Here is a 14,747-nt window from a genome sequence, read left to right as displayed (position 1 = left end):
TACATATGTGGACGCATGTTTCGTGTGTGTCACGTAAGTAGGGATAAGCTAGCCGCCGGTATGATGACCGTCAACACTCCTTATCAATGGTGGGTATCAATGCCGCAGGCACTTGACGGATCTACGACGGCCAATGACGTCTCGCCGGTGAAATCGGCCGAGCGGACCGTGCGGATCCTGGAGACCCTGGCCGCCTCGCCGACCCGGCTCACGCTCTCCGAGCTGCAGGAGCGGATGGGTTACCCGCGGTCCAGCCTGCACGCGCTGGTGCGCACGCTGCGCGAACTCAAATGGGTGGAGGCCGACGAGAGCGGCTCGGCGTTCGGGGTCGGCCCGCACGCACTGCTGTCCGGAACGGCGTATCTGGACCGCGACCCGGCCCTGCGATTCGCCCAGGAGACGATCGAGGATCTGCGCGGCGAACTCGGCTACACGATCCACTACGCCCGGCGCGACGACGCGCACGTGCTCTACCTGGCCAGCCGGGAGGCGCGCGACTCCAGCGGGCGGGTGTCCCGGGTCGGCCGGCGGCTCCCGGCCCACGTCACCGGGCTCGGGCAGGCGCTGCTCGCCGAGCTGACCGAGACCGAGGTCGACGCGCTGCTGCCGGCCACCCTGGACGCGCTGCGACCGGGCAGCATCACCGACCGGTCGGCGCTGCACGAGGAGCTCGACGCGGTCCGCAAGCGGGGCTGGGCGTTCGAACGGGAGCAGAACACCGAGGGTGTGGCCTGCGTGGCGGTGGCGGTCGGGTACCGGATCCCGGCCAGCGACGCGGTGTCCTGCTCGATGCCGGCCGGCCGGGCCACCCCCGAACACGTGCAGCAGGTGGCTGACGCGGTGACCCGGCACGTCTCGGCGCTCGCGCGCACGCTGCGCCGCGAGGGCATTCGTTAGATTTTTCGGCGGCGTGCGCCGCTGGTTTTTCGGCGGCGTGCAGGAAGTCAGCCCATGCGCTGGGCCAGGGGCCAGTCGCACCACCACGAGCCGACCCGGTTCAGTTCCGGGTCGGCGTCGAAGTCGGGCTCGCCGAACTCGGCGATGCGCTCGGCCGCGAAGACCTCGGCATCGTCCTTCGGGACGTAGCCGATCGCCTCACCCTCGGCCAGGGACCACCAGCGCCGGGTGTTGCGGCTGACGCCCCAGACGATCCGGAAGCCCGGGCTCGGTGCGGACAGACACGCCTCGACCAGGCGGGCGCCGTCGTCCGGGGAGAGCCAGGTGGCCAGGCCCCGGTTCTGCGGCGGGGTCGGGAACCACAGGCCGATGCGCACGCAGATCACGTCCAGGCCGAACCGGTCGACGTACAGGCCGGCCAGGGACTCGACGGCCGCCTTGCTCCAGCCGTAGAGGGTGTCCGGGCGCGGCGGCAGATCGGCGGGCAGACCATCCGGGTACGCCTCGGCGTCGCGCACGTGGAAGCCGGCGGCGTGCGACGACGAGGCCAGCATCAGCCGTGTGATGCCCTGGCGGCGGGCGCTCTCCAGCAGGTGATACGTCCCGAGCGCGTTGGCCCGCAGCACCTCGCCGGCGTCGGCCTCCTTGCTCTGCCCGCCCAGGTGCACGATCGCGTCCACGCCCTGGCAGGCGGCGGCCACCGCGTCCGGGTCGGCGAGCGAACCGAGCACGACCTCCTCCGGGCCGGAACCCTCGACGGCGGCCGGGCGGACCAGGTCGAACAGGCGCAGCACCCGCCCGTCGGCGACCAGGCGGGACCGCAGGGTGGTGGCGACCTTGCCCGCTCCACCGGTGACCAGGATGCGCATCGACGCCCTCCCTTCCTCTCAGTGGTCGCCGACAGTAGCAGACATCCTCGTACGTAAATGCGTCTTGACCCTTGCTCTTGCCTTTCCTATGTTGGGCAGCATCCAACTACAGGATTGGCATCTACATATGTGGACGATCGCCTTCATCGGTCTCGGCGTGATGGGCGCGCCGATGGCCGGCAACCTGGTGAAGGCCGGCTACGACGTGGCCGGCCACACCCGCCGCCCCGGCGGCACCGACCGGCTCGTCACCGCCGGTGGCCGCCATGCGGACACGATCGCGCAGGCCGTACGCGGCGCCGACGTGGTGATCACGATGCTGCCCGACTCCCCCGACGTGGAGCAGGTGCTGCTCGGGCCGGACGGGGTGATCCGGCACGCCGACCCGGGCGCGCTGATCATCGACATGAGCACGGTCCGGCCGCAGACCGCCCGGCTCGTCGCGAGCGCGGCCGGGGCGGCCAGCCTGCAGGCGCTCGACGCGCCCGTGTCCGGGGGCGAGCAGGGGGCGATCGACGCCGTACTGTCCATCATGGTCGGCGGCGCCGCCGTCGCGTTCGAACGGGCCCGCCCGGTCCTCGAAACGCTCGGCACCACCGTCGTGCACGTCGGCCCGGCCGGCGCCGGTCAGCTCGTCAAAGCGGCCAACCAGCTGGTCGTCGGCGGCACCATCGAGCTGGTGGCCGAGGCGATCGTGCTGCTGGAGGCCAGCGGCGTCGACCCGGCCCTCGGACTACGGGTGCTCGGCGGCGGGCTGGCCGGCAGCACGGTCATCGACCGCAAAGGGCCGGCGATGCTGGAACGCCGCTTCGAGCCGGGCTTCCGGATAGACCTGCACCATAAGGACTTCGGGATCGTGCTCGACGCGGCCCGGGCCGCCAAGGTCGCGCTGCCCGCCGGGGAACTCGTCGCCCAGCTGATCGAGGCGGTCCGCGAGCGCGGCTACGGCGACCTCGACCACGGGGTGCTGCTGCGCGGCGTCGAGCAGCTGTCGGGCCGGTCCCGATGAGTGGGCTGCGCGACCGGCTGGCCGCCGGCGACACCCTGTACGGCACGTTCCTCGGGCTCGGCTCGGCCCTGGCCACCGAGGCGTGCGCGGTCGCCGGCTTCGACTGGCTGCTGGTCGACCTCGAACACGGCGGCGGCGACGAACAGGCCCTGCTGCACCAGCAGCTGGCCGGCGAGGCCCACCGGATCCCGATGCTGGCCCGCGTCGAATCGGCCGAACGCATCCGCACCGGCCGGCTGCTCGACGCCGGAGTGGCCGGGGTGATGTTCCCCCGCCTGGACTCGGTCGACGACGTCCGCGCGGCCGTCCGCCACCTGCGCTACCCGCCCGAGGGCGACCGCGGCGTCGCCACCTACAACCGGGTGTACGACTTCGGCCTGCGCCCCGACCGCCTGACCACCGCCAACGACGGCGTGGTCGGCATCGTGCAGATCGAGAGCCGCAGCGCCCTGGCCGCGACCGCGGAAATCGCCGCCGTGCCCGGCGTCGACGTCCTGTTCGTCGGCCCGCGCGACCTCTCCACCGACCTGGGCTGCGCCGGCCGGTTCACCGCGCCGGCGTTCACCGCCGCGCTCGACCAGGTCCTGGCCGCGGCCAAGAACGCCGGGATCACCGCCGGGATCCTGGCCGGCGACCCGGAGCAGGCCGCCGCCTACACGGCCGCGGGGTTCCGCTTCGTCGGCGTCGGCTCGGACGCCTCGCTGCTGGCCCGAGCCGCCGCCGACGCGGTCCACCACCTGCGCCCCTGACCGGCCGGCCTTCAGAACAACGCATTCCCCGCGACCGTCCTGCCCTTCCGCGATCTCCTGGCGCGCAGGCGGAAGGGCCCGGTCGGCACGGGCTCGACCAGGCCGGCGGCGATCAGAGTGAGCCCGACCAGCAGCACGGTGATCACCGCACCGATCGCCCAGGTGGACCTCTCCGAACCGGATCCGTGCCTGAGCAGGCCGACGTCGGCGGCCAGACTCAGCTCCCAGACCCGGTTCCACGCGTAGATGTCCGTCCGTTTCGCGGTGACCGCGACGGCCGAGCCGGGCGGGTAGGTGGCCGTCGCTCCGTTTCCACCTTTCGAGCTGGCGTCTCGAAGGCTCACGGCCGCATCTCCCGCCGTGGTTCCCGCGACGTTCCCGGACAGGAAGTCCTGCAGGCTCAGCCCCAGGACCATCCAGCCGCGGAACCGGCCCCGGTCCGGCACATCGGCGGCCGTCCCGTAGACCGGCATGCTGAGAACTGTGGAAACCTGCTCGGGCTGCGAGGGACGACCGCCATCCCGAAGTAGTTGGTATGGCGGGCTCGCCGTGACCGCGCCGCGGGCCAAGGAGTCGCTCAACGAGTCGGCCACAGCCGACGTCGTCACGAGGTCATTGCCGTCCGCGGCGAAGCCGCCTTCGCTCACCGTCCAGGTGAGTACTGCGAACAGGTGCAGGCCGGTCGAATCGGCGGGCCGCAGAAGGAGGTCGGTCGCCCCCCGGGTACGCCACCGCGCCTGCACCTGGGGAATCTGCCCGGTGTCGGCCGGAACGACGAAGGACACCACATCGGCCGCCGGCAGGCTCGGCAGGTCCAGCGGCGCGGCGGAGTCCCACAGACTCGCGGCGTCCAGTCGTTCCCGCGTGCCCGCCGCAGCGGCGAACGCGTGGAGCCGGCTGGCGTACCGGTCGAAATCATCGGACAACGTCACTTTCGCATCCTGGGCGCGGGCGTCCATGGTCCGAGCAGCCCACTGCTCATTCGCGCGACGCGACGCGGACGCCGACAGCCCGGTACCGACCAGCCCCAGCAGCACGATCATCAGCAGGACGCCCGGCCTCCACAGCCGCGAACCCGGCCGGGACCTGGCCGCCACCCGCCCGGCTCGGCGACGGAGCCGGCTCGCCGGGCGGGGGCGGGCACACACACACACGAACCCGCGTGCCGCGACGGACCGGTCACGGCCTCGGCACCGGGGGACGCCGACAGCTTGAGAATCTCCCGGCGCATGGCCAGCTGACCGTCGGCCAGCCTGGCGGCGACGGCCTGGTCGGCCAGATCGATCACCTCGGACATCAGCTCGCCGACGGGCGCCTGGGCCGGCTCGTAATCCTCGAAGTTGGTCACTGGAACTCCCTCCCGGGCGTTGGGGCGGCGACGGTTGCCGAGAGCGGCGGCAGGCTGTCGCACGTTCTCTGCCGCTCGATCTCGTCTCGTAATCGGCGCCGGGCCAGCTGCAGGTTCTTCCGTACGGCCGCTTCGGTCTTGCCCAGTGCGGCGGCGATGTCGGCGGTCGGAACCTGGTCGAAGAATCCGGCCATGACCGCCTGCTGGGTGGGCGGCAGTGTCCGCAGCAGTTCGACGATCCACTGCCGGTCGGCGCATTCGCCGGCCGCGTCGCCGCTGTCCGGCTCCGCGCGCTCCTCGACCGCGCCCGTCTGGTCGAGCCGGGCGGCATTGCGGCGCAGACGACCGATCGATCGCGTCACCATCGTCCGGGCGTATGCCTCTTTGCTCTCGATCACGTCCCAGTGCAGATACAGGTAGCTCATCGCGTCGGCGGCCGCCTCCTCCGCGTCGAGAACACTTCCCCACACGACCGCGCCGTACTTGACCAACTGCGGGTAGAGGCGATCGAAGAACGGGTCGAACTCCGCTGCCGGGGGCAGCTGCGGACCGGCTGCTGGGAGGCTGTTCCCCTTCGGGCCCATCGGCACCTGCTTCTGCTCGTCGTCGAGGCCGGCTGTCAATCAGTAGAGGCATCCGTCCGGCCCGACTGTGACATGATTTACGACGATTTTTCCGGCCGGACGATCGAGACTGCCGCGTCAGCGGTGAACCAGGACGATCAGCGCCGCGAGCAGGACCGCGGCAACGGCGGCGACCACCGTGACCAGCACCGATGCGGTCGCCAGGAACACTCCGCCCACGCCCACGAGAATCCCGTTGATCACCATCACCAGGTTTCCGGCCGACCACCGCGTCGGTCGAGACTCGCCGATGCTCTTCACCACGCACTCACCTTCCCGATCTCGCGACAGCCGGATGGCTGTCTCGTCCGGAAGAGGGGCGCGGGCGAGCATTCCGTGAAGTCGGGTGGGCCGGCGGCATACTCGGGAACCATGGGTTTCGAAGCGGAGTGGCGCGACCTCGTTCCGGACGACGGCATCGGGGTCGCGGTCGCCCGGCCCGGCCGGGAGATCTGGACCGGCGGCGACGACCTGCTGTTCCCCGCGTGCTCGATCAGCAAGCACGTGGCCGCGTTCGGCACGCTGCGGCTGGTCGCCGACGGCACGATCGAGCTCGACGCCGACGTCAACGACTATCTGACCACCTGGCGGTTGCCGGGCGAGGGCACGGTCACCGTGCGTCAGGTGCTGGCCCACACCGCGGGGCTGACGAAGAACTGGTTCCCCGGGTATGCCGTGGGCGAGCCCGTACCCTCAATGCTTCAGATTTTGCGGGGTGAGCCGCCGGCCAACACTCCCCCGGTGCGGCGCGAACTGCCGCCGGGCACCGAGTTCCGCTATTCCGGGAGCCACTACGCGGTGCTCCAGCAGCTGCTGACCGACGTGACCGGGTCCCCGTTCGACACGTTGACGGCCGCGCTCGTCCTGGACCCGGTGGGCATGACCACCAGCAGTTTCAACCAGCATTTCCCGTACGGACATGAGCACCGCGCTGCCCGTGGCCGCACCGGCGGGGTTCCGGTTCCCGGCGGCTGGCACACCCAGCCGGAGATGGCCGGCGCCGGCCTGTGGAGCACCCCGGCCGACCTGGTGCGCCTGGAGCGGGAGATCCTCCGGGCCACGGTGGGCGAGTCGGCGCTGCTGCCGGCCGATCTGGCCGCGCAGATGGTGACCCCGCAGGTGCCGGGCGGGTTCGGCCTGGGCACCGAGCTCGGCGAGGGATGCTTCGGGCACACCGGGCAGAACACCGGGTTCAGCTGCTTCTCGTTCGTCTGGCCGGCGTCGGGCACCGCGGTCGCCGTGATGATGAACACCGACGACCGTCTCGATCTGCTGCGCGCCCTCGTCGACCTGGCCGCCCGCCACTACGGCACCCGCTGACCCGGCTGGGCGAGGGTGCGACGGACCGCGACGATCGTGACCGCGACCAGGGTGGCGAAGACCGGGCCGGTCGCGGCGTGCGCCACGGCCAGCACGACGGTGTCCCCGCGGCCGTAGGAGATCACCTGCACGGCGGCGTTGACGACGTTGACCGCGATGGCCGCGCTCGTGGCGATCAGGTGCACCCGGAGCAGCCGGCGGTCGCGATACCAGTCGCGGGGTCCGCCGGTGACCCGGTTGAGGATCAGCCCGGTCAGTGGGCGCCGGGCCACGACGGTGGCCAGGCAGATCAGGATCGCCGCGAACGGGATCAGCATCGGCACCAGGAAGAACCCGCGGGCCTGCCCGGTGAACGCGGCCACACCGGCGCAGGCGGCCACCACGAGGATGCCGACCAGGGCGGATCGGGCCGACTCCCGGCGGGCCAGCCGATAGCCCAGCCCGGCGACGGCGGTGGCCGCTGCCGCCCCGATCGCCGGGTAGAGCGAGGTGGCCGCGTTGACGGCCACGAAGACCAGGCTGGGCGCGGTGGCCAGCAGGACGCCGACCCATTTCCGCGGGTCGCTCCAGGTCTGCTTGACCGCGGCCCATCCGGTCTGCGGCACGGTCTCTTGATTGGTCACGGGTAAAACCGTCTCACGTGAAACTGTCTCTTGCAAGTCTGTTTCTTGCGGGATAGTGTTCCGGCGTGACCACTGATACCGCCTCGTCGTCAGCAGCGGAAACTCCGGAAAACCCGCGGGCCGGGTCGCCGTTCGCGCTGGGGCTGCTGCTGCGCCAGGCGCACGAGCGCTTCGCCTCGGCGATGGACGCGGCGCTGGCCCCGTTCGGCATCGAGCGGCGGCACCTCGTGGTGCTGATGCGCCTGAACGCGAGCGGCCCCCTCAACCAGCGTGACCTGGTCGCGCAGACCGACCACGACAAGGCGTCGATCGTGCGGATCGTCGACGACCTCGAGCGCCTCGGCCTGGCCTCGCGCGAGCTGGTGCCCGGCGACCGGCGGCTGCGGGCGGTCACCCTGACCGACCACGGCCACGACGTGTTCGCCCGCGCCTACGAGGCCGCCGCGCCCGTCTCGGCGGCGGCGACCGCGCCGCTCAGCCCGGAGCAGAACGAGCAGCTCCAGCTGCTGCTACGCCTCATGATCGGCGCCTGAGGCCCCGACCACCCGGCCCCTGGCCGACCGGCATCCGATCCACGCCGGTCAGCGGTTCCCGCGCGCCCTCCACCCTCGAAAGGCTCTCCCATGCGTGTCCTGATCATCGGCGCCGGACTCGGTGGCCTGACCCTGCTGCACGGCCTGCGCCGGGCCGGCCTCGACGCCCAGGTCTACGAGCGCTCGCCGCGGCACGGCGGGCAGCCGGCCAGCTACGGCATCCACCTCGACGCCGACGGCCTGCGGGCCCTGCACGACAGCCTGCCCGCGCGGAACTGGAAGCAGATCGACGCCGACGGCATGCCCGCCCCGCTGATCATCCGCTTCCACGACCCGCGCCGCGGTGTTCTGGCCACCGTCGACAGGCGTTTTCCCGAGCACGCCACCGACCCGGTCACCAAGCGTCGGGCCATCAGCCGCGGCAAGCTGCGCGAAGCCCTCCTGGTCGACGCCGACACCGTGCACTGGGCCAAGACCTTCGAGCGGTACGAGATCACCGGCACCGGCGTCCGCGCCCACTTCACCGACGGCACCCACGCCGACGGTGACCTGCTGGTCGGTGCCGACGGCAGCAACTCCCGTGTCCGCGGTCAGCGCCTGCCCGACCTGCGACGCCTGGATCTCGGCATCCTCAACGTCGCCGGCCGGGTCCCGCTCACCCCGGCCCTCGCCGCCGTCCTGCCGGCCGAGCTGACCGACGGTGGCATCAACAACGTGGTGCCGGCCGGGAGCGGCTGGATGTTCCTGTCCACCTGGACCACCGGGGACCCCGACAACGCCGACCTCAGCCAGGGCGCCGACCGCTACCTCGTCTGGGCCTGGGCGGCGGCGCGGACGTCCTACCCCGCCGGCGTCGACGACTACGACGGTTCCCGGCTCAAACAGCTGGTCACCGACCGTGTCCACGACTGGGACGACGCCCTGCGCGCCGTCGTCGGCGCCACCGACCCCGCTGCTGTCACGGCCGTGCCCCTGCGCACCATGCCGCCGCTGCCCGACTGGGAACCGGGACCGGTCACCCTGCTCGGCGACGCCGTCCACAACATGACGCCGATGGCCGGCATCGGCGCCAACACCGCCTTGCGCGACGCCGACCAGCTGCGGCAGGCCCTCACCGGCGGCGGTGACCCGGTGCGCGCGGTCGGGGCCTACGAGACGGTCATGCGGGAATACGCGAACCGCGCCCTCAAGCTCTCCACCCGTAACGCGACGAACGCGACCCTGGCCTCACCGGCGGGCCGAGCGATCTTCCGCACCCTGCTCCGGGCCGGGAACCACCTGCCGATCCTCCGCCGGAAGATGTTCGGCCCGACCCTTCCGAGAGGCTGACCGGCCCAGGCCGGGCGGCGCGCGGACCTCAGGACGTGCGGGGCAGCGGCGGCAGCGCGGGCCGGTCCAGCCAGGCCTCGAACAGGTCGTCCAACGGCCGGGTCGTGAAGCGGGCCACGTGCGCCCGGAACTGCTCGGTCGTCACCGTGCTGTGCCGGTGCTCGGCCACCCACGAGCGCACCGCCGCGAAGAACGCCGCCTCCCCGATCCGGGCGCGCAGCGCGTGCAGGGTCAGCGCCCCGCGCTTGTAGACGAGCGGGTCGAACATCCGGTCCACGCCCGGGTCGGCCACGGTGATGACGGCCGGCTGGGTGGCCGCCCACGCGTGCCACTGGGCGGCGTGCGCGGCCGCCGACCGGCCGCCCGAGGCGCCGGACCACAACCATTCCGCGTACGTCGCGAAGCCCTCGTTGAGCCAGATGTGCCGCCAGCTGGCCACGGTCAGGCTGTTGCCGAACCACTGGTGGGCCAGCTCGTGCACGACGAGCCGTTCGTGGGTGCGCTGCCCGTCGAGGTGGTTGCGCCCGAAGACGGCCATGCCCTGGGCCTCGATCGGGTCGTCCAGGTCGTCGTCGGCGACGACCACGACGTATTCGCGGAACGGGTACGGCCCGAACAGATGCTCCAGCGCGGCCATGATCTCGCCGTGCCGCCCGAAGTCGTGCCGGAACGTCAGCAGGGAGCGCGGCGGGACGGCGGCGCGTTGCACGATCCGCCCGGGCGCCAGTTCGACCAGGTCGTAGCGGCCGACCTGCACGCTCATCAGGTACGGCGCGGTCGGCTCGTTCCGCTCGTACACCCAGGTGATGGTGCCGGGGGCGCGGCGGCGCGCGACCAGGTCACCGGTGACGACCACGGTGTACGCGGACGCCGCGGTCACCGCGATCAGGAAGGTCGCCTTGTCGTCGGGCCGGTCGTTGCACGGGAACCACGACGGCGCCCCGTTCGGCTGGCTGGCCACCAGGGCGCCGTCGGTCAGCTCGTCCCAGCCGATGTCGCCCCAGCGTCCCGAGATGGGTGCGGGCTTCCCCCCGTACCTGATCTCGATCTTGAAAATGGCGCCGTAGCTGATCGGCCGGTCGGGCCGGATGCGCAGTTTGTCGGGCCGGTGGTCGAATTTCGCCGGCCGACCGTCGACCCGGACGTCCCGCACGCGGAAACGTCCGAGGTCGATGGTGAACCGGGACAGCGACTGGACGGCACGCGCGGTGACGACCGCCGTGCCGGTGATCCGGTTCTGTTGCACCCGGTAGTCGATGTCGAGGTCATAGTGCAGCACCCGATATCCGCCGTTGCCGTGCGCGGGCAGATACGGGTCGGCCGAATGCTCGGCACCCGGGGATGCCGCCGGGGTCATGACCGCCGGCGAGCCGAGGCCGGCCAGGCCGCGATCGGGTTTCCCAGCCACTGACTGTCACCGGGCACGGCGTCACCGCGGGTGACCAGCGAGCCGGGTCCGACCGTGCTGCGTTCACCGATGCTCGCGCCGGGCAGCACGATGCCGTGCGGGCCGAGCGTCGCGCCCGCGCCCAGTGTCACCTCGTCCATGCTCATGATCCGATCATGGAACAGGTGGGTTTGAACAACGCACCCCCGGTTGACGGTCGCGCCGGCGCCGAGGCGCACCAGATCGTACTCGGGCAGCCAGTACGTCTCCAGCCAGACCCCACGGCCGATCTTGGCGCCGAGCGTGCGCAGCCACATGCTGAGCAGCGGGGTGCCGTTGGCGAAACGGAACAACCACGGCGCCGCGAACGCCTCGACGAACGTGTCGGCCAGCTCGTTGCGCCACACGAACGACGTCCAGAGCGCGTGCTCGGTGACCCGGAACCGGCCCACCAGCAGCCACTTCGCGGCCGAGGCGACCAGGGCCGAGACGATCGCGCCGGCCAGCAGGATCGGACCGGCGGCCAGCGCGGTCACCCAGCCACCGGCCTGCTGCCAGATCAGCGCGAGCACGGCCAGCACCCCGACGACCAGCAGGCCGGCCAGCATGACCGGGACGACCCGGCACAGCTCGAAGACGGCGCGGGCCAGCTTGAGCCGCAGCGGCGGCGCGTAGGTGCGGTTGGCGTCGGACGCCCCGACCGTGCGGCGCAGCGGCATCGGCGGGGCACCCAGCCACGACGAGCCCTTCTTGGCCTTGCGCGGCGCCGAGGAGAGCACGCCGACCAGGCCGCGCTTGGGCACCGAGCGGCCGGGGGCGGCCATGCCCGAGTTGCCGAGGAACGCCTGCTTGCCGATGCGGGCCGGGGCGACACGCAGCCAGCCGTGGCTCAGCTCGTAGGTGGCGACCATCGTGTCGTCGGCCAGGAACGCCCCGTCGTCCACGGTCGTCATCTTCGGCAGCGCGAGCACGGTCGACGCCTCGACGTTGCGGCCGACCTTGGCCCCGAGCAGGCGCAGCCACACCGGGGTGAACAGGCTGGAGTAGATCGGGAACAGCGCCGTCCGCGCCATCCCCATCAGCCGCTCGGTCGTCCAGACCTGCCAGGCCCGCCGCCCCTGCACGGGGTGGAAGCCCTCCCGCATGCCGATGCCGAGCATGCGAACAGCGACGAGCACGACCATCGCGTACGTGATCACGTAGGCGATCGCGGCGACCGGGGCGGCCAGCAGCGCCGCGCCGGCCGTCGGCCGCTCGCCGAGCGCGTAGCCGAGCAGTGCGAGCGCGGGCAGCGCGGCCACGACCGGCACCAGGCCGAGCAGGTGAGCGGTGGCGCTGTACGCGGCCACCCAGAACTTGGAGCCGAACCGGTGCCGCTCCGGACGCTGCGCCGGCCAGCCCTCGCCGTCCTTGGCCGCGGCGGGCACGGCCGGGGAGCCGGCCCAGCGCTGACCGGCCGGGACCGCACCGGTGACGGTCGACCCGGCCGCGATCCGCGCGTTCTTGCCGACCCGCGCGCCGGGCATGAGCGTGCTGCGCGAACCGACACGGGCGCCGGCCCCGACCCGGAGCATGCCGACCCGGACCAGGTCACCGTCGATCCAGTAGCCGGACAGGTCGACCTCGGGCTCGATGGCCACCCCACGGCCGAGTTTGAGCAGGCCGGTCACCGGCGGCGCCGAGTGCAGGTCGACGTCGCGCCCGATGCGCGCGCCGAGCGCCCGCGCGTACGTGATCATCCATCCCGCCCCGGTGACCCCGTTGGCCCCGGTCAGCTCGGCCAGCCGTTCGGCCGCCCACAACCGCAGGTGCACACCCCCGCCGCGCGGGTAGTCACCGGGCCCGACGCCGCGCAGCAGCAGCCGGGCGCCGGCCGCCGTGACCGCGATCCGCCCGGCCGGGCTGAACAGCACGATCCAGCTGGCCGCGATCCACGACCAGGACACCTGCGGCGCCCACGGCGCGGCCGAGATCAGGGCCAGGATCTTGCCGAGCGCGGCCAGCACGGTCAGCCAGCGCAGCCCGACCAGTGCGAGCATGGGCAGCATCAGCAGGGCCTGCACCAGCCCGGACCACAGCGGGGTGGGCCGGATGTCGCGGCGCGACGTCTCCTGCGCGCCGAGCGCCTCGACCGCGGTGGCCATCTGCGACAGGCGCGGATTCTGGTAGATGTCGGCGACCGACATCTGCGGGTAGGTCTGCCGGATCCAGGCGACCAGCTGGGCCGCGTTCAGGCTGCTGCCGCCGTTGCTGAAGAAGTCGGCGTCGGCGTCGGCCGGACGCAGGCCGAGGATCTGCTCCCAGCCGCCGGCCAGCCAGTCCTCGGCCGCGGTCAGCTCGGCCGCGGACTCGCCGGCCACGACCAGCGGCCAGGGCAGCGCGGCCCGGTCGACCTTGCCCGAGGTGCGGGTCGGCAGGTCGTCGACGACCGCCAGGAGCGGGACGAGCGCGGCCGGCAACTGCTCGCGGATGCGCCGGCCGGCCGCGGCCAGGTCGAACGCGTCGCTGTCGTGCGGGACCAGGTAGCCGACCAGCAGCTGGTTGCCGGCGGCGGTCTTCTTGATCGCGGCGGCGGCACCGGCGACGCCGGGCAGGGCCTGCAGCGCGGCGTCGATCTCGCCCATCTCGATGCGCCGGCCGCCGAGCTTGATCTGCTCGTCGCCGCGGCCCAGGAACAGCAGGCCCTCGGGCTCGGCGCGGACGATGTCGCCGCTGCGGTAGGCCCGCGCCCAGCCCAGCGAGGGCAGCGGCGCGAACTTCTCGGCGTCCTTGGCCGCGTCCAGGTAACGCGCCAGCCCGACGCCGCCGATGACCAGCTCGCCGGTCCCACCCATCACGACCGGTTCGCCGTTGGCATCGACGACGGCCAGTTCCCAGCCCGCGAGCGGGAGCCCGATGCGGACCGGGCCCTCACCGGTCAGGCGGGCGCCGCAGGCGACGACCGTCGCCTCGGTCGGCCCGTACGTGTTCCAGACCTGACGCCCCTCGACGGCCAGCCGCTCGGCCAGCTCGGGCGGGCACGCCTCGCCGCCGAAGATCAGCAGCCGCACGTCCTCCAGGGCCTCGACCGGCCAGAGCGCGGCCAGGGTCGGCACGGTGGAGACGACGGTGATGCGCTGCCCGGCCAGCCACGGACCCAGGTCGACGCCGCTGCGGACCAGCGAGCGCGCGGCCGGCACCAGGCAGGCGCCGTGCCGCCAGGCCAGCCACATCTCCTCGCACGACGCGTCGAACGCGACCGACAGGCCGGCCAGCACGCGGTCCTGCGGGCCGAGCGGCTCGACACCCTCCTCGATCAGAAACATCTGCGCCTCGGCGTCCACGAACGCGGCCGCGGAGCCGTGCGAGACGGCCACACCCTTGGGCGTGCCGGTGGAACCGGAGGTGAAGATGATCCAGGCGTCGTCGGCCGGCCCCGGTCGTCCGGCAATTCCCTCCGGCGTACGGCGCAGCGAGACGCTCAGCCCGTCACCGAGGACCGCGCACACGCCGGCCTCGCCGAACACCAGCTCGGCCCGCTCCTCGGGGTCGTCCGCGTCGACCGGCACGTAGGCCGCACCGGCGGCGAGGACGCCGAGGATGGCCAGGTAGAGCTCGGCCGAACCGGACGAGATCCGGATGCCCACCCGGTCGCCCACGCCGACCCCGTGGCCCTGCAGCGTCGCCCGCAGTTCGTCGACCCGTCCGGCCAGCTCACGGTAGGTCAGCGTCACGCCGCCGGCATCGATCGCGGGGGCTCCCCCGTGGTCGCGCACGGTCGCGTCCAGGATGTCGACCAGCGTGCGACGGATCGGCGCGGAGTCGGACCGGAACACCGCCGGGGCCTCGGCCGAGACATCGGTCTCGGCAAGTTCGATCAGTCGCAGGTCAGTGGTCACCGTCACCGGGCGCGCTCCATCTCCACCGCAGTTCAGACATCAGCCAGGTCCGCGGCATCAGCGCCGCCCGGGGCAGCATTCAAAGTTACGGGAGGGAAACAAAGAATGACGCCCAACTTGCGAAGACGTGGCCACTGACACACCACCGGGGTATGCCCAAAGACATACGCGGTCACTGACCT

At 72.4% G+C, this 14,747-nt stretch carries 14 protein-coding genes; 6 read left to right on the top strand and 8 right to left on the bottom strand.

The window, feature by feature from the left end; genetic code table 11:
• Positions 1 to 99: 99 nt before the first annotated feature.
• Positions 100 to 897: an IclR family transcriptional regulator gene (locus ACSHV8_RS10195; protein WP_436531690.1), complete on the top strand. Its 798-nt coding sequence runs from the start codon at positions 100 to 102 to the stop codon at positions 895 to 897.
• Between the two features lie 47 nt (positions 898 to 944).
• Here ACSHV8_RS10195 and ACSHV8_RS10190 read toward each other — a convergent pair whose 3' ends face one another.
• Positions 945 to 1,766 carry an NAD-dependent epimerase/dehydratase family protein gene (locus ACSHV8_RS10190; protein WP_436531689.1) on the bottom strand — a complete coding sequence of 274 codons (822 nt, stop codon included), beginning with the start codon at positions 1,764 to 1,766 and terminating at the stop codon, positions 945 to 947.
• A gap of 127 nt (positions 1,767 to 1,893) precedes the next feature.
• Between ACSHV8_RS10190 and ACSHV8_RS10185 the strand changes: the two genes are divergently transcribed.
• On the top strand, positions 1,894 to 2,775 hold the full coding sequence (locus ACSHV8_RS10185) for a 2-hydroxy-3-oxopropionate reductase (RefSeq protein ID WP_436531687.1): 882 nt from the start codon (positions 1,894 to 1,896) through the stop codon (positions 2,773 to 2,775).
• Entirely contained in the window at positions 2,772 to 3,524 is a 753-nt protein-coding gene (locus tag ACSHV8_RS10180; RefSeq protein WP_436531685.1) for an HpcH/HpaI aldolase family protein, read from the top strand. The genes ACSHV8_RS10185 and ACSHV8_RS10180 overlap by 4 nt, the downstream gene beginning before the upstream one ends.
• 11 nt (positions 3,525 to 3,535) lie before the next feature.
• Here the strand turns inward: ACSHV8_RS10180 and ACSHV8_RS10175 are convergent, their stop codons facing one another.
• From ACSHV8_RS10175 to ACSHV8_RS10160, 4 genes are all read right to left on the bottom strand, one after another.
• Positions 3,536 to 4,567, bottom strand: a complete 1,032-nt coding sequence (locus ACSHV8_RS10175) for a CHASE domain-containing protein (protein ID WP_436531683.1) — start codon at positions 4,565 to 4,567, stop codon at positions 3,536 to 3,538.
• On the bottom strand, positions 4,567 to 4,872 hold the full coding sequence (locus ACSHV8_RS10170; RefSeq protein ID WP_436531682.1) for a hypothetical protein: 306 nt from the start codon (positions 4,870 to 4,872) through the stop codon (positions 4,567 to 4,569). Before ACSHV8_RS10170 ends, ACSHV8_RS10175 begins: the two co-directional genes overlap by 1 nt.
• On the bottom strand, positions 4,869 to 5,495 hold the full coding sequence (locus tag ACSHV8_RS10165) for a sigma-70 family RNA polymerase sigma factor (RefSeq protein ID WP_436531680.1): 627 nt from the start codon (positions 5,493 to 5,495) through the stop codon (positions 4,869 to 4,871). The genes ACSHV8_RS10170 and ACSHV8_RS10165 overlap by 4 nt, the downstream gene beginning before the upstream one ends.
• Before the next feature lie 78 nt (positions 5,496 to 5,573).
• Positions 5,574 to 5,759: a hypothetical protein gene (locus tag ACSHV8_RS10160; RefSeq protein WP_436531678.1), complete on the bottom strand. Its 186-nt coding sequence runs from the start codon at positions 5,757 to 5,759 to the stop codon at positions 5,574 to 5,576.
• A 108-nt stretch (positions 5,760 to 5,867) separates the two neighbouring features.
• Here ACSHV8_RS10160 and ACSHV8_RS10155 point away from each other — a divergent pair, with 108 nt between their 5' ends.
• The gene (locus ACSHV8_RS10155) at positions 5,868 to 6,815 is read left to right on the top strand and encodes a serine hydrolase domain-containing protein (RefSeq protein ID WP_436531676.1); all 948 of its coding nucleotides are present in this window, start codon (positions 5,868 to 5,870) and stop codon (positions 6,813 to 6,815) included.
• Here the strand turns inward: ACSHV8_RS10155 and ACSHV8_RS10150 are convergent.
• Positions 6,800 to 7,438, bottom strand: a complete 639-nt coding sequence (locus tag ACSHV8_RS10150) for a DUF3159 domain-containing protein (protein ID WP_436531674.1) — start codon at positions 7,436 to 7,438, stop codon at positions 6,800 to 6,802. The genes ACSHV8_RS10155 and ACSHV8_RS10150 overlap by 16 nt on opposite strands.
• Positions 7,439 to 7,503: 65 nt before the next feature.
• On the opposite strand from ACSHV8_RS10150, the gene ACSHV8_RS10145 reads away from it, so the two are divergent.
• Together ACSHV8_RS10145 and ACSHV8_RS10140 are read left to right on the top strand one after the other, a co-directional pair.
• Positions 7,504 to 7,971: a MarR family winged helix-turn-helix transcriptional regulator gene (locus ACSHV8_RS10145; RefSeq protein ID WP_436531672.1), complete on the top strand. Its 468-nt coding sequence runs from the start codon at positions 7,504 to 7,506 to the stop codon at positions 7,969 to 7,971.
• Between the two features lie 90 nt (positions 7,972 to 8,061).
• On the top strand, positions 8,062 to 9,300 hold the full coding sequence (locus tag ACSHV8_RS10140; protein WP_436531670.1) for an FAD-dependent oxidoreductase: 1,239 nt from the start codon (positions 8,062 to 8,064) through the stop codon (positions 9,298 to 9,300).
• A gap of 28 nt (positions 9,301 to 9,328) precedes the next feature.
• On the opposite strand, the gene ACSHV8_RS10135 is transcribed toward ACSHV8_RS10140, so the two are convergent.
• Both ACSHV8_RS10135 and ACSHV8_RS10130 read right to left on the bottom strand, forming a co-directional pair.
• Complete coding sequence (locus ACSHV8_RS10135; RefSeq protein WP_436536737.1) at positions 9,329 to 10,657, bottom strand: M1 family metallopeptidase; 1,329 nt, start codon at positions 10,655 to 10,657, stop codon at positions 9,329 to 9,331.
• Positions 10,654 to 14,571, bottom strand: coding sequence for a Pls/PosA family non-ribosomal peptide synthetase (locus ACSHV8_RS10130; RefSeq protein ID WP_436531669.1), 3,918 nt, complete (start codon positions 14,569 to 14,571; stop codon positions 10,654 to 10,656). Before ACSHV8_RS10130 ends, ACSHV8_RS10135 begins: the two co-directional genes overlap by 4 nt.
• Positions 14,572 to 14,747: the final 176 nt, after the last annotated feature.

The sequence above is a fragment of the Actinoplanes sp. HUAS TT8 genome (genome assembly GCF_051380535.1).
Lineage (GTDB): Bacteria > Actinomycetota > Actinomycetes > Mycobacteriales > Micromonosporaceae > Actinoplanes.
Note: the sequence above shows the minus strand (reverse complement) of the source record. Positions and strands in the feature narration are given on the sequence as shown.